This is a genomic window from Streptomyces daqingensis (assembly GCF_014645895.1).
Lineage (GTDB): Bacteria > Actinomycetota > Actinomycetes > Streptomycetales > Streptomycetaceae > Streptomyces > Streptomyces daqingensis.
This window is the reverse complement of the sequence record NZ_BMMP01000006.1, coordinates 36426-50852: the sequence shown is the minus strand read 5'-3', so window position 1 is coordinate 50852 and position 14427 is coordinate 36426. Positions and strand designations below refer to the sequence as shown.

General features: G+C 72.4%; 12 protein-coding genes. 9 read left to right on the top strand and 3 right to left on the bottom strand.

The window, feature by feature from the left end; all coding sequences use genetic code 11:
• Nucleotides 1-45: 45 nt before the first annotated feature.
• From IEY56_RS10370 to IEY56_RS10360, 3 genes are all read right to left on the bottom strand, one after another.
• The gene (locus IEY56_RS10370; protein ID WP_189036850.1) at nucleotides 46-1038 is read right to left on the bottom strand and encodes an aminoglycoside phosphotransferase family protein; all 993 of its coding nucleotides are present in this window, start codon (nucleotides 1036-1038) and stop codon (nucleotides 46-48) included.
• Between the two features lie 70 nt (nucleotides 1039-1108).
• Nucleotides 1109-1588, bottom strand: coding sequence for a ferritin-like domain-containing protein (locus IEY56_RS10365; protein WP_189036849.1), 480 nt, complete (start codon nucleotides 1586-1588; stop codon nucleotides 1109-1111).
• A complete protein-coding gene (locus IEY56_RS10360; RefSeq protein WP_229711773.1) occupies nucleotides 1585-2157 on the bottom strand; it encodes a hypothetical protein in 573 nt (190 codons plus the stop codon). The genes IEY56_RS10365 and IEY56_RS10360 overlap by 4 nt, the downstream gene beginning before the upstream one ends.
• Nucleotides 2158-2426: 269 nt before the next feature.
• On the opposite strand from IEY56_RS10360, the gene rimP reads away from it, so the two are divergent.
• From rimP to IEY56_RS10315, 9 genes are all read left to right on the top strand, one after another.
• Nucleotides 2427-2975 (top strand): ribosome maturation factor RimP, encoded by a 549-nt coding sequence (gene rimP, locus IEY56_RS10355; protein WP_189036848.1) that lies wholly within the window; start codon nucleotides 2427-2429, stop codon nucleotides 2973-2975.
• A 2-nt stretch (nucleotides 2976-2977) separates the two neighbouring features.
• Complete coding sequence (nusA, locus tag IEY56_RS10350) at nucleotides 2978-4015, top strand: transcription termination factor NusA (RefSeq protein WP_189036847.1); 1038 nt, start codon at nucleotides 2978-2980, stop codon at nucleotides 4013-4015.
• 61 nt (nucleotides 4016-4076) lie between these two features.
• Nucleotides 4077-4364 carry a YlxR family protein gene (locus tag IEY56_RS10345; protein WP_074467893.1) on the top strand — a complete coding sequence of 96 codons (288 nt, stop codon included), beginning with the start codon at nucleotides 4077-4079 and terminating at the stop codon, nucleotides 4362-4364.
• Nucleotides 4365-4516: 152 nt separating this feature from the next.
• The gene (gene infB / locus IEY56_RS10340; protein ID WP_189036846.1) at nucleotides 4517-7543 is read left to right on the top strand and encodes a translation initiation factor IF-2; all 3027 of its coding nucleotides are present in this window, start codon (nucleotides 4517-4519) and stop codon (nucleotides 7541-7543) included.
• A gap of 113 nt (nucleotides 7544-7656) precedes the next feature.
• A complete protein-coding gene (locus tag IEY56_RS10335; RefSeq protein ID WP_045865062.1) occupies nucleotides 7657-7953 on the top strand; it encodes a DUF503 domain-containing protein in 297 nt (98 codons plus the stop codon).
• A gap of 15 nt (nucleotides 7954-7968) precedes the next feature.
• The gene (rbfA, locus tag IEY56_RS10330; RefSeq protein WP_189036845.1) at nucleotides 7969-8433 is read left to right on the top strand and encodes a 30S ribosome-binding factor RbfA; all 465 of its coding nucleotides are present in this window, start codon (nucleotides 7969-7971) and stop codon (nucleotides 8431-8433) included.
• Between the two features lie 3 nt (nucleotides 8434-8436).
• Nucleotides 8437-9378: a tRNA pseudouridine(55) synthase TruB gene (gene truB / locus IEY56_RS10325; protein WP_189036844.1), complete on the top strand. Its 942-nt coding sequence runs from the start codon at nucleotides 8437-8439 to the stop codon at nucleotides 9376-9378.
• Nucleotides 9379-9603: 225 nt separating this feature from the next.
• Nucleotides 9604-13347 (top strand): S1 family peptidase, encoded by a 3744-nt coding sequence (locus IEY56_RS10320; protein WP_189036843.1) that lies wholly within the window; start codon nucleotides 9604-9606, stop codon nucleotides 13345-13347.
• A gap of 82 nt (nucleotides 13348-13429) precedes the next feature.
• Nucleotides 13430-14398, top strand: a complete 969-nt coding sequence (locus tag IEY56_RS10315) for a bifunctional riboflavin kinase/FAD synthetase (protein WP_189036842.1) — start codon at nucleotides 13430-13432, stop codon at nucleotides 14396-14398.
• Nucleotides 14399-14427: the final 29 nt, after the last annotated feature.

The window sequence follows — 14427 nt, the reverse complement described above, 5'->3', positions numbered from 1 at the left end:
CTCCACTTCGGCCCAGGCGGCCCCGCCCGGTTCCACGGGCGGCCGTCAGAGCCACCCGGCGAACTCCAGCAGCAACTCCCCGTCCTCGCGCTGTCCGCTGTTCATGTGCCGTACGCCCGACTCGACGGCCCGGTAGAGCGCCCACCCGCGCAGGCGCTCGCGGTCCACCTCCAGGCCGTCGGCGAGCTTGTTCAGACGCCGGCGGGTAGCCGCGGCGGCACCTGGAGAGGCGACGAGGTCGTGCAGCCTGTCCCGTACGAGCCGCGCCAGGTCGAACGTGCGCTCCCCCAGCAGCGGATCGGGACCCGCCGCCAGCCACGGAGCGCGCCCGGCGTCCGACGCGAGCACGGCCCCCTGACGGAAGTCGCCGTGCAGCAGCACCTCTTCCGGCTGGTCGGCCAGCAGTCCCTCCCGCAGCTCCAGCGCCTCGTCCCGGAGCGGGCGGACGTCCTCCGGGGCGGACGAGCGGAGCAGAGCGCTGCCGGCAGCGGTGTGCTCGGCGAGCGTGGCGAGCGCGGCAGCACCGTCCGGTGCCCCGGCCCCCATGCTCTCGGGACCCGCCCCGTCCCTGGGGGCCACCCACAGCCGGCGCACGGCCGAAGCCGCCTCCAGCATGGCCTTCGCCTCCGGCATGGAGCGGAGGGACGTCTCCCCGTGCAGCCGCTCCAGCAGCAGCGCACCGTCCTCGGCGTCCGCACGCAGCAGGCGCACGGCTCCTCCGCCGTCCCACAGCCGCAGGGCGGCGCACTCGCGCTCCGCGCGCTCCCGTGCACCGGCCAGGTACGGAGCGAGCAGCTTCAGCGCGGCGGGGGAGCCGTCGGCCTGCCGCACGAGCACCACGAGGCTGCTCCTGCCCCCAGGCGAGACGATCCGCTCCGGCGTCAGCTCCCAGCGGTCGAGCACCTGTTCCAGCAGCGCGGAGAGTCCGTCGAGCCACTGGTCACCGGCCTTTCCCGTCTGCTCGCCGGCGTGGCCGTGCTGCGAGCGGAGGGAGCGCACAAGCCGCTGCGGGGGGTCGAGAGGCAGTGCAGAAGGCATACGGCGAGGTCGGCCTTTCGAAGCGGTGGTCGAAACGTTCCGTCACCGGCACCTCGGCGGCTGCGGACGGTCAGAGCGGATCTGACGTCGCGCTCTCCGCCGGTGAGCCCGAGGGGTCGGCGTCCTCGCCGTCGGAGTGCTCGGTGAGACCAGGGAAGGCTACGCCGCTGCCCCGCCACCGCGCCGACCGGACCGCCGCCTCGCGCAGCGCGCCCGCGGCCTCGCGCCTGCGGGCGCCCTCACCGGCCCGTACGAGATCCGCGTACGCGCCGGCCAGCCGGTCCTCCAGCTCCGCGGCGAGACGTACGGCCGCGGCACTGTCGGGCACCGCGAACGGCAGAGCGTACGCGGCGGCCGCCGCCTCCGGCTCGGCGCCCAGGTCGCGCGCCTCGCGGCGCAGTGCGTCCCGCCGCGCCCGGTGCGCGTCGTGCGCCTGACGGGCTTCGTCCCGCCGGTCCTCCGAGATGCGCCCGCCCACGACGCCGTAGCCGTAGACGGTCGCGTGTTCCGCGGCGAGCGCCGCCTGCACTGCGTCGACCAGCTTCTTCATTCGCCCTCGTCCTCCCCGTCCTGCTCGCCGGCTCCCAGCAGGTACGCGTGGACAGCGCCCGCGGCGGCCACCGACGCCAGCAGACGCGCGAGTTCGGGCGGCGCCTCCGCGAGCGCCGCGTTCCGCTCGGCCGCCGTGCGCCGCTCCGCGTCTCCCAGCGCGGCCAGCGCCGCCTTCTCCTTACGGGGTACGGCGGCGCCCTTGCCGTCACCGCCCTCGGTGCTGCCGTCGCCTGCCGCGCCGTCCTTCCCGCGCCCGGCGTCCTTCTTGCCCGCGAGGACCTCGGCGTGCCGGAGGGCCGCCGCGTGCAGGGGACGGAGCCGGTCCGCGAGCCCGGAGTGCGCGTCGATCGTCGCCTCGTAGCGCGCCGCCAGCGCGCGGCTCTGCCCGGCCGCCTTCTTCCGCAGACGCTGCTCCCTGCGGGCGGTCTGCGCCTCGTCCTCACTGCCGGAGCCGTCCGTGCATCCCGAAGCCGCGCCCAGCGCTGCGAGGGGGCCCAGGGCGCTCAGCGTCCCGGTCAGCATCGACCGTCTGCGCGGTCCGGCTGACGGTGACGGCGTGAGCGGCATGGGGGGCACTCCTTGGACACGAGTCATCGCTCGAACATCTGCGGTGAGCACCGCGCACGGTGATCATCGCCACGCGAGCGTACCCGCGTGCTGTCGAACGCACCGCCGGGCCGCCCCTGTTGCCCCATGCGTACCCGAACGTTCCTGACTTCCCGCGCGGATCCCCCATCTGGTCGGCGGTGCGCGCGCCAGACGTTAGGCTTGAGGCGGCGAACGCCCCCTGTCACGAGGCCCCCTACAACAGCACACGCGGCCGAGGAGTCACCCGGATGAGCACCACCCAGAGCGAGAGGCTGCGCGGGCTGCTGGAACCGCTGGTCGGCGAGAAGGGGCTGGACCTCGAAGAGGTCGAGGTGACCCCCGCGGGCAAGCGCCGCGTCCTCCGCGTCGTCGTCGACTCCGACGACGGAGTCCAGCTGGACACGTGCGCGGAGCTGAGCCGCACGCTCTCGGCGGCGCTGGACGAGACGGACGTGATGGGCGGCAGCCCGTACGTCCTGGAAGTGACCTCCCCCGGCGCGGACCGCCCCCTGACCGAGCTGCGGCACTACCGCCGCGCCTCAGGGCGGCTGATCAAGGCAGATCTCACCGACGCCGCAGGGGGCGGCGAGGTCACCGCCCGCATCACGGCGGTGGACGACGAGGGCATCGACCTCGAGGTCCCCGGCGTGAAGGGCCGCAAGCCCACCCGCCGCAGGCTCGCCTTCGGCGACGTCGCCAAGGCCCGGGTGGAGATCGAGTTCAACCGCAAGGCCGCCGAGAGCAGAGCGCAGGACGGGTCCGCGGCCGCTGACGAGGAAGGCAAGGAGGAGGCGTAGCCGTGGACATCGACATGAGCGCCCTGCGCGGGCTGGTGAGGGAGAAGGAGATCTCGCTCGATCTGCTGATCGAGGCGATCGAGTCCGCTCTCCTCATCGCCTACCACCGCACGGAGGGCAGCCGCCGTGACGCCAGGGTCGAGCTGGACCGCAAGACCGGCCACGTGACGGTGTGGGCCAAGGAGAGCCCGTCGGAACTGGAGGAGGGTGCCGAGCCGCGCGAGTTCGACGACACCCCCAGCGGTTTCGGCCGTATCGCCGCGACCACCGCCAAGCAGGTCATCCTGCAGCGGCTGCGGGACGCCGAGGAGGAGGTCACCTTCGGCGAGTACGCGGGCCGCGAGGGCGACGTCGTCGCGGGCGTCGTGCAGCAGGGCAAGGACCCCAAGAGCGTGCTCGTCGACATCGGCAAGCTGGAGGCCATCCTTCCGCCGCAGGAGCAGGTGCCCGGCGAGGACTACTCGCACGGCACGCGGCTGCGCACGTACGTGGTCCGGGTCGCCAAGGGCGTGCGCGGCCCGTCCGTGACGCTGTCGCGCACTCACCCGAACCTCGTGAAGAAGCTCTTCGAGCTGGAGGTCCCGGAGATCGCCGACGGCTCGGTCGAGATCGCCGCCATCGCGCGCGAGGCGGGTCACCGTACGAAGATCGCGGTGCGCTCCACCCGCTCCGGCCTGAACGCCAAGGGCGCCTGCATCGGCCCCATGGGCGGCCGGGTGCGCAACGTCATGGCGGAGCTCCACGGGGAGAAGATCGACATCGTGGACTGGTCGGACGACCCGGCGGATCTCGTCGCGCACGCGCTCTCCCCGGCGCGCGTGAATCAAGTCGAGATCGTCGATCTCGCTGCACGCTCCGCCAGGGTGACGGTGCCCGACTACCAGCTGTCACTGGCCATCGGCAAGGAAGGTCAGAACGCCCGTCTCGCCGCCCGGCTGACCGGCTGGCGCATCGACATCCGCCCGGACACGGCGGACGCCGGCGAGGCCGTCTCCGCAGAGCCCGAATCGGCCTCCGGACACGCTGCCGAACAGGGCTGAAACCATAAGGGTGCCGCTTACCCCCGAAGGGGTGCAGCGGCGCGGGGAGGTAGACTTAAAGGTGTCTGGCCGGACGCAAGTCCGAGCATGCCCACAGCGCACTTGCGTGGGCTGTCGGAAGCGCTCGGACAAACCCGATCTGCTGCGTGTGGTGCTCACCGCGGGACGGTGCGTTCCCGATCTTCGGGGTACGCTGCCCGGCCGGGGTGCTTATCTGCATCCCACGTCTGCATGCCTCGAGCAGGCAGTGCGCCGGAGGGCGTTCAACCGGGCCTTCAGAGGCCCGGGCCCGTTCGACGTGGCGGAGCTTCGCCGGCAGGTGGAGCAGATCGAGCAGACGAAACCGTAAGACAGTCCGTTCGGAACCCTCCGTTCGGAGAGGTACCTCGCGAGTCGGAAGTAGGTCGAGATTGCGATGAGCACTCGATGAGTACGCGTGAGTACGCCCATGCATAAGTAGCGAAGGTCCGGCGGAGAGCCCCCCGGACCGTAAGGAGCGAAGTGGCTAAGGTCCGGGTATATGAGCTCGCGAAGGAGCTCGGAGTCGAGAGCAAGGTCGTCATGGCCAAGCTCAACGAACTGGGCGAGTTCGTCCGCTCGGCGTCCTCGACGATCGAGGCGCCGGTGGTTCGCAAGCTGACTGACGCATTCGACGCGGGCGGCGGTGCCGGTGGCGGCGCCGCCAAGAAGTCCGCGGCGAAGCCTGCGGCGCCGAAGAAGGCCGCCCCCAAGCCGGGCGGCGCGGCGAAGACCGGCGCGGGAAGCGCCGCCAAGCCTGCCAAGGCACAGGCCCCCAAGCCCGGCGCACCGGCGCCGGCACCGGAAGCTCCGTCGTCCCCCGCCCGGCCTGCGGCCGGCGAGGCCGGCGGTCCTGTCACACCCGCGGCTCCCGCCTCGGAGGGCCCCAAGCCGGGCGCCCCCAAGCCGGGTCCGGCGAAGCCGGAGTTCACCGCGCCCGCGGCGGAGGCACCCAAGCCGGGTACGGCGGCACCGAAGCCCAGCCAGGCTCCCAAGCCGGGTCAGCAGGCGCCCCGTCCCGGTCAGGGCCAGGGCGGTCGCGGCCAGGGCGGCGCGCGTCCCGGTCAGGGCGCCCCGAAGCCGGGCGCGAGGCCCTCGGGTCCGCGCCCCGGTAACAACCCCTTCACGTCCGGCGGCTCGACCGGCATGGCGCGCCCGCAGGCGCCGCGCCCCGGTGGCGCCCCGAAGCCGGGTCAGCCCCCGAAGCCCGGGCAGGGCCAGGGCGGCCCGCGTCCGCAGGCTCCGGGCGGTCGTGCGACCCCGGGCAACATGCCGCGTCCGCAGGGCGGCGGCCAGGGCGGCCCGCGTCCGGGTGGCGGCGGCAACCGCCCCAACCCGGGCATGATGCCGCAGCGTCCCGCTGCCGCTCCCCGTCCCGGTCCGGGCCGCGGCGGCCCGGGCGGCGGTCCCCGTCCCGGCGGTGGCGGCGGTGGCCGTCCCGGCGGTGGCGGCGGCTTCGGCGGACGTCCCGGCGGTGGCGGCGGTGGCCGTCCGGGCGGTGGCGGCGGCTTCGGCGGTCGTCCCGGCGGCGGTGGCCGTCCCGGTTTCGGCGGGCGTCCCGGTGGACCCGGCGGCCGTGGCGGTACGCAGGGTGCCTTCGGCCGTCCCGGCGGTCCGGCGCGGCGTGGCCGCAAGTCGAAGCGGCAGCGCCGTCAGGAATACGAGCAGATGCAGGCGCCGTCGGTCGGCGGCGTGATGCTGCCGCGCGGCAAGGGCGAGACTGTGAGGCTCTCGCGCGGTGCCTCGCTCACCGACTTCGCGGAGAAGATCAACGCCAACCCGGCGTCGCTGGTCCAGGTGATGTTCAACCTGGGCGAGATGGTCACCGCGACGCAGTCCGTCTCCGACGAGACGCTGAGCCTGCTCGGCGAGGAGATGAACTACGTCGTCCAGATCGTCAGCCCGGAGGAGGAGGACCGCGAGCTTCTCGAGTCCTTCGACATCGAGTTCGGCGAGGACGAGGGCGGCGAGAAGGCGCTCATGCCGCGGCCTCCGGTAGTGACCGTCATGGGTCACGTCGACCACGGTAAGACGCGGCTGCTGGACGCGATCCGCAAGACCAACGTCATCGCTGGCGAGGCCGGCGGCATCACCCAGCACATCGGCGCCTACCAGGCGTCGACAGAGGTGAACGACGAGGAGCGCAAGCTCACCTTCATCGACACCCCCGGTCACGAGGCGTTCACCGCCATGCGTGCCCGCGGTGCGAAGTCGACGGACATCGCGATCCTCGTGGTCGCGGCGAACGACGGCGTCATGCCGCAGACGATCGAGGCGCTGAACCACGCCAAGGCGGCAGAGGTGCCGATCGTGGTCGCGGTCAACAAGATCGACGTCGAGGGCGCCGACCCGACGAAGGTGCGCGGTCAGCTGACCGAGTACGGCCTGGTCGCCGAGGAGTACGGCGGCGACACCATGTTCGTCGACATCTCCGCCAAGCAGGGCGAGAACATCGACGCGCTGCTCGAAGCGGTCGTGCTGACCGCGGACGCCGCGCTCGACCTGCGGGCCAACCCGGAGCAGGACGCACAGGGCATCGCGATCGAGGCCCACCTCGACCGCGGCCGTGGCGCCGTGGCGACGGTGCTGGTCCAGCGGGGCACCCTGCGCGTCGGCGACACGATGGTCGTGGGCGACGCCTACGGCAGGGTCCGCGCGATGCTCGACGACAAGGGCGAGAACATCAAGGAAGCGGGTCCCGCGACCCCCGTCCTGGTCCTGGGTCTGACCAACGTCCCGGGCGCCGGCGACAACTTCCTGGTGGTCGAGGAGGACCGTACGGCCCGGCAGATCGCCGAGAAGCGTGCGGCCCGCGAGCGCAACGCCGCGTTCGCCAAGCGCACCCGCAGGGTCTCCCTGGAGGACCTGGACAAGGTGCTCAAGGCGGGCGAGGTGCAGCAGCTCAACCTCATCATCAAGGGCGACGCCTCCGGTTCGGTCGAGGCCCTGGAGTCCTCGCTGCTGCAGCTGGACGTCGGCGACGAGGTCGACCTGCGCATCCTGCACCGCGGCGTCGGTGCGGTCACCGAGACCGACATCGACCTGGCGACGGGTTCGGACGCCATCGTCATCGGCTTCAACGTCCGCGCCGAGGGGCGTGCGACGCAGATGGCCGAGCGCGAGGGTGTCGACGTCCGCTACTACTCGGTGATCTACCAGGTCATCGAGGAGATCGAGGCGGCCCTCAAGGGCATGCTCAAGCCGGAGTACGAAGAGGTCGAGCTCGGCACGGCGGAGATCCGCGAGGTCTTCCGCTCCTCCAAGCTCGGCAACATCGCGGGTGTCCTCATCCGCTCCGGCGAGGTCAAGCGGAACACCAAGGCCCGCCTGCTGCGCGACGGCAAGGTCATCGCGGAGAACCTCAACATCGAGGGGCTGCGGCGCTTCAAGGACGACGTCACCGAGATCCGTGACGGTTTCGAGGGTGGTATCAACCTCGGCAACTACAACGACATCAAGGTCGACGACGTCATCGCGACGTACGAGATGCGGGAGAAGCCCCGCGGCTGACGCCGCGGTCGTGCTCGACTCGCAGTGCGCGCAGAGCGCATGAGCCGGTCCGGGGCCGGTCGGCGGAGGAAACTCCGTCGATCGGCCCCGGCGGCATCTCGTACGATCACCGTGTGTATGTGGGGACTCTTTCGATCGACCTGTTGCTGGGCGATGTTCACTCGCTCAAGCAGAAGCGCTCCGTCGTCCGGCCCATCGTCGCCGAGCTGCAGAGGAAGTACGCGGTGAGTGTGGCGGAAGTGGCCGACCAGGATCTGCACCGGCGTACCAGGCTGGGCCTCGCCACGGTGTCGGGGGACGCGGGGCATGTGACGGATGTACTCGACCGGTGCGAGCGGCTCGTCGCCGCCCGGCCGGAGGTGGAACTGCTGTCTGTTCGGCGGCGCTTCCACGGAGAAGACGACGATTAGCAAGGAGACGGACCAGTGGCCGACAATGCACGGGCTAAGAGGCTGGCAGACCTCATCCGTGAGGTGGTCGCGGAAAAGCTGCACCGGGGGATCAAGGACCCGCGGCTCGGCACACATGTGACCGTCACGGACACCCGCGTCACCGGGGACCTGCGGGAGGCGACCGTCTTCTACACGGTGTACGGGGACGACGAGGACCGCAAGGCGGCCGCTGCCGGGCTGGAGAGCGCGAAGGGCGTGCTGCGTACGGCAGTCGGGGCCGCGGCAGGTGTCAAGCACACCCCGAGCCTCACGTTCGTCGCGGACGCCCTGCCCGAGAACGCCCGCACGATCGACGATCTGCTGGCTCGGGCGAAGGCCTCCGACGAGGAGGTCCGCAGGGCCTCCTCGGGCGCGGACTACGCGGGCGGGGCGGACCCGTACCGCAAGCCGGGCGAGGACGAGCAGGCCGGTGACGCGAACGAGGACGAGAGCGAATGATCTGTGGCGCGTAAGAAGGACAACGGACCGGGCGGGCTTGTGGTCGTCGACAAGCCCGCCGGTTTCACATCGCACGATGTGGTGGCGAAACTGCGCGGAATCGCCCGCACGCGGCGGGTCGGTCACGCCGGGACGCTGGATCCGATGGCGACCGGAGTGCTCGTCATCGGCGTCGAGAAGGCGACGCGGCTGCTGGGGCACCTGGCGCTCACGGAGAAGGAGTACGTCGCGACGGTGCGCCTCGGGCAGACCACCGTGACCGACGACGCCGAGGGCGAGGTCACGGCCTCCGAGGGCGCCTCCGGCGTCGCCCGCGAGGCCGTCGACGCGGCCGTGGCCCGGCTCACAGGCGAGATCCAGCAGGTGCCGTCGAAGGTCAGCGCGGTCAAGGTGGACGGCAAGCGGTCGTATCAACGGGTCCGCGAGGGCGAGGAGTTCGAGCTGGCCGCCCGCTCGGTGACCGTCTCCTCCTTCGACGTGCACGACGTGCGTGAGCTGAAGGCCGACGACGGCACGTGCGTGACCGACCTGCTCGTCTCGGTGGTGTGCTCCTCCGGGACGTATGTGCGGGCGCTGGCCCGCGACCTCGGGGGCGACCTGGGGACCGGCGGGCATCTGACGGAGCTGCGGCGCACGAGGGTCGGACCGTACCGGCTTGAGGACGCGCGCACGCTGGACGACCTGCAGCAGGAGGTAGACGGCGGTGCTCCGATGTCGGTGCTGCCGCTCCACGAGGCCGCCGCCGCGGCGTTCCACCGCTGGGACGTCGACGCGGAGCAGGCGCGCCTGATCGGCAACGGTGCTCAGCTGCGCATGCCCGCAGGCGAGTTCAGCGCACCCGGCCAGGAACCCGAGCCCGTCGCCGTGTTCGGGCCCGACGGCTCTTTCGTCGCTCTCGTCGAGGAGCGGAAGGGGCGGGCGAAGAGCCTGGCCGTCTTCGCGTAGACCGGCCTCGCGCGAGTTCGATAGAGGGAGCTCGCGCTGCCCGCCTGTCCTGTGAGCTGCGTTCACTCGAATGGCCGGGCGCTCGGTGCGAGTCGGCGGCGTGGCAGGGGGCGCGTTCTCCGACAGCCTGTCCTCACTGATCAACTCCCGTCTACCGTCGAGGAGTCGGGGGAGGGTCGGCAGCAGGTACGGCGAGTTGGACGGTGCGTGATGGGTGCGGGAGCGGTGCTGACTGAGCCCGTGTCGGTGAGGATCTGCGATCTGGCCGGGCGCCCCCGTGGCAGCGGCTTCTTCGCCGACCACGACGGCACGGTGATCACCAGTCACGAGGCCGTCGACGGTCTCGGCCGCCTGGTCGTGCACTCTCCGGACGGCCGGAGCCATTTGGCGAAGTCCCATCAGATCGTTCAGTTCCCGGAGCGCGACCTGGCGTTGATCCGGACGGAGGGCCTGAACGGCGCCCCTCTCGTCATCGGGGACGAGCGGACCCGCGCCGTGGGTGCGGCCGTGCGACTGCGCACGGGGCAGACTCCCTCGCGGGCCTCCTCGGTCCCGTCCGGAAGCTGGACGGAGGCGCGGCTGGCCGGCAGGGCACGCGTCACCTACACCTCGACGGAGCGCGTCTACACGCTGGACGACGTGGTGGAGCTGGCCCTTCCGGAGGCGGAGGCCGTCGCACTGCACCTCAGCAGCAGGGCGTCGGGGTCCCCGGTCGTCGACGCGTCCACCGGCGCGGTCCTGGGCGTGCTGGGCACCGCACTGCACACGCCTGACCGGACGGCCTGCTTCGCGGTGCCTCTCACCGACGACGAACTGTGGGAGGGTGAAGGGGAGTTGCGGGACGTCCTGATGCGTAACGCGCGGACCGTCCCCGGCTACGGTCCCGATCTGAACCCGGCGGGCGTACAGGAGCTGACCCAGGCGTCGTTGAAGCCCGTGGCCGAACGCGCCCGGCTGCACGTACGCCGGCCCCATGTCTCCGACGCGCTCGGCCGGTTCGCCGGCAGCGAGGCCTCCGTCGTCGCCCTCGTGGGGCGGCCGGGCACGGGCCGCAGCACGGAACTGGCCGCTCTCGCGGCCCGGTGCTCGGCCGAACAGGCCCCGGCCGTGTGGCTGCGCGGCGCATCCCTCAAGGAGGGCGACGGCAGCGTGCGGGAGGCGGTCGGGCGGGCGCTGACCGAGGCCGCGCGCTCCGTCACCGGGGCGGGGTCCAGGTACGCGAACGGCCCGCTCGAAGCGGGGCTTCCGGCCGGCGACGAGAGCGTGCCGAGCGCGGACGTCGTGGCACGGCTGGCCCGGGACGTGCGTTGTCCCCTCCTCGTACTCCTGGACGCGCCGGAGGAGATGCCCGCCGGGCTCTTCCGCGAGCTGAGGCAGTGGATCACGGGCACCGCGAGCTGGCTGCGGGCATCGGGAGCGCGCATGGTGCTCGCGTGCGGCAGCGAATTCTGGGAGCTGGCAGGCGGACTCCTCCCACACGAGATGCTCCACACCGGGCAGCCGGACGGCGCCGCCCGGAGTGCCACCGACGAAGTCGCGGGGCCGGAGCTGCCGCCGTGCGTGCGGCTCGGTCCCATGCCGCCCGTGATCGCGGCACAGGCCCGTGAACGGTACGGGCTGGACGAGAACGCGTTGCCGGAGGCGGACAGGGGGCATCCGCTGGCGATGCGGATGCTCGCCGAAGTGCGGGCCGCGCTGGGAGCCGACTCCCGAGGGCCGCGGCACGAGTCCGCCGATGCCGCTGAACCCGCCGGACCGTCCGGGTCTGCCGGCTTCACCGTGGCCGCGGACGCGGCTGGAGATTCGGAAGAGGCCCTGCCCGGCGTAAGTGCCGCCCCCGTACCGCCGCTGGCGCGCCGTTCCGAGCTGTTCTCGGCGCATCTCGACCTGACCGCGTTGCGGATCGCGCGCAGGCTCGCCGTCGCACAGGGCTGTACGGAACGCAGCGGTGACGTCCGGCGGCTTGCGACTCGGGCTGCGGGAGCCCTGCACGAGGCGGCACGGCGGTGCCTGGGAAGAGGCAGGGGCGCCGTGGCCCGCGCCGACCTGGCAGAGGTCTTCCCGCAGGCCGGCGGCTGGGCCTCCGCAGTGCTGACCGAGGGGGTGCTGGAACCGGCCGGAGACGGATTCCGCTTCGCCGACGAGGAGTTCGCCGACTGGCTCCAGGGGCGCCACCTCGATCTGGACGCCTCCCTGGCGACGCTCGTACACAGTGACAACGAGGGGCCGGCAGCCGTGGCCGTTCCCCGCCACCGCATCGGGCCGGTCGTGCAGGCCCTGCTGCAGTGCTCCGAGACCGCCGGTCCGGAAGCCCTCCAGCAGCGTCTCCTGCCGTTGACCAGCGTCTGCTTGGCCTCCGGCAGGACGGAGCGCGCCTGGTGGGCCTCGCGTCTGCTGCTGGAGACACTTCTGCGCGTACCGGACGCCCAGCCGTACAGCCGTGTGCTGCGCGAGCTGGCCGAACGCATCGGCGGGGGCGGGCGGACCGGTGTGTTCGGCCCCTGGTTCTGGCGTGAAATCGCGCTGCCCGCGGCCAGGAAGACGGAGTTGCTGCGTCTGATGCTCCCCGCCGACCCACCGCACGGCTCGGACGACGACCACGGCCCCTGCCGTTTCATCGACGTGGTGGGCGACCTGCTCGCCGCCGAGCCCAGGGCCGTACAGCCGCTGCTGTGCGCGTGGTTCACCGACCGGCGGAGTCTCGGCTGCCGCGCAGACTCCCGTACGGGCGCCGACTCCGCGCCCACGGTGGCGTCCGCGGCACAGGCCCTGCTGTACGCCCACCGCACCGCCGCTCCCGGGCAGTTGCTCGACCTGCTGATCGACGCGTGCCATCCGCACGCCGACGAACTGCTCGGTGAGCTCGGCCAGGAGGAACCTGCCGAACTGTGCCGGGCAGTCGAACGCTGGGCGGGAGACGACCGCTGTCTCCGCCGCGCCGCCGCAGCCGAGTACGGGCTGCGGCTGGCGGGCCGCGAGCCCCGTCCGGCCGTCTGCGAGGACAGTCCTCGCGACGGCGAAGCAGCGCGACGCCCCGCTCTCCAGCGAGCAGCCATGGCACTGCTGGAGCGCCCGGGCGAGCAGTTCCTGCACGAATCGGCCCTGGCTCTGCTCCTGCGCGTCGATCAACGCTGGGAACAGCATCTGGACGCGGCGCTCGAGAAGCTCGCCGCCACGGGGGCGCCGGTGCTCTCCGAGGCGCTCACCGCAGCCCTCCGGGAGCGGCCCGAGCCGGTGCTCGCCGCCTTCCGCAGGCGCCTGTGCGAACCCGGCAGCGGCGCGCACCACCTGGTAGGCGCGCTGGCGACCGTCCGGGACCCGAGCCTGGCCCAGCCGACCGCGGACCTCGTCCGCCAGTACGCGGAGCTGCGTCCAGAGCGGGCGGGCGAGCCGCTGGCCTCGTTCGTCCGTCTCCGGCTGACCCATCGCGACGAAGGCCGAGCCGGGCTGGAGACGCTGGTGGACGCCCTGCTGACCTCGCCCTACGGGTCGCTGCGCGCGAGCCTCGCCCGCATGCTCGCCGCCGCACCTGAGGACCCGGTACGGGACGAGCTGCTGGACGTGCTGCTCCTCGGCGAAGGCGACCTGGACGTCCTGGACGCGGCGCTGGAGGGGGCGCTGGAAGCGGCGTCCCAGCAGGGAGCCGCCGAGGCAGCCGAGCGGCAGCGTTCCGAGGCGGCGCAGGACGCACAGCCATACGGACCGGCCCGGTCCGGGCAGGGGCAGGGAGAACTCGTGCGGCGCCTCGGTCTGCTGATGGCCCGCACGCCGGAGGGCGCGGCCTGCTACGACCGCCGCCTGACCGGGCTGGCGGACGGGCAGCCGGACTTCGGGCGCCTCCTGCGCGCCTGGACGGCAGCTGAACCGGCCGCGTGGACAGCCGTCGCCCAAGCCGCTCCGGGCGCTTGGACCGCGCTGGCCGGACCGGGAGTGCGTGGTGCGAGAGAGGCGCTGGCCGACTGCGTGTAGTAGCGGGTCCGGTGCGGGTGCCGCCCAGCGGCATGGCACCCTTGGACCGGCGAAACACATCGGCATCGGCGAGGAGCAGGACGTGCAGCGCTGGCGTGGTTTGGAGGACATCCCGGAGGGCTGGGGGCGCAGCGTCGTCACCATCGGCTCCTACGACGGGGTGCACCGGGGGCACCAGCTGATCATCGGCAGGACGGTGTCACGCGCTCGCGAACTCGGCGTACCCGCTGTGGTCGTCACCTTCGATCCCCATCCGAGCGAGGTCGTACGGCCGGGCAGCCATCCGCCGCTGCTGGCTCCGCACTCGAGGCGCGCAGATCTCATGGCCGAGCTGGGCGTTGACGCGGTGCTCGTGCTGCCGTTCACCGCCGAGTTCTCGCAGCTCTCTCCCGCGGACTTCGTGGTCAAGGTGCTGGTCGACAAGCTGCACGCGTGCAGCGTCGTCGAGGGGCCCAACTTCCGGTTCGGGCACCGCGCGGCCGGTGACGTCGCCTTCCTCTCCGAGCTGGGTGCGACGTACGACTACGACGTCGTGGTCGTCGATCTGTACGAGCGCGGTACGGCGGGCGGAGGCGAGCCCTTCTCCTCGACGCTGGTCCGGCGGCTCGTCGGAGAGGGCGACGTGGCAGGCGCCGCGGAGGTCCTCGGACGCCCGCACCGCGTCGAGGGCGTGGTGGTGCGCGGTGCTCAGCGCGGCCGCGAACTCGGATACCCCACGGCGAACGTGGAGACCGTGCCCCACACCGCCGTCCCCGCCGACGGTGTCTACGCTGGCTGGCTCACCGCGGACGGCGAGCGGATGCCGGCGGCCATCTCGGTCGGCACGAACCCGCAGTTCAACGGCACGGAGCGCACTGTCGAGGCGTACGCGATCGACCGCGTCGACCTCGACCTGTACGGGAAGCACGTCGCCGTCGACTTCCTCGAGTACATCCGCGGGCAGGAGAAGTTCGACACCCTCGAGGCGTTCCTGGAGCGCATGGCCGGCGACGTCGACCGTTGCCGCGACCTGGTGGCCCGGGCCGAGGAAGGCCCGGCAGCCACAAGTTGACCCGGTTCTCCAGCGTTCGGCTTGCCGAC

Coding starts and splice junctions, on each gene's coding strand:
- IEY56_RS10370 (WP_189036850.1), bottom strand. CDS start 1,038: ATGCCTTCTGCACTGCCTCTCGACCCCCCGCAGCGGCTTGTGCGCTCC.
- IEY56_RS10365 (WP_189036849.1), bottom strand. CDS start 1,588: ATGAAGAAGCTGGTCGACGCAGTGCAGGCGGCGCTCGCCGCGGAACAC.
- IEY56_RS10360 (WP_229711773.1), bottom strand. CDS start 2,157: ATGCCGCTCACGCCGTCACCGTCAGCCGGACCGCGCAGACGGTCGATG.
- rimP (WP_189036848.1), top strand. CDS start 2,427: ATGAGCACCACCCAGAGCGAGAGGCTGCGCGGGCTGCTGGAACCGCTG.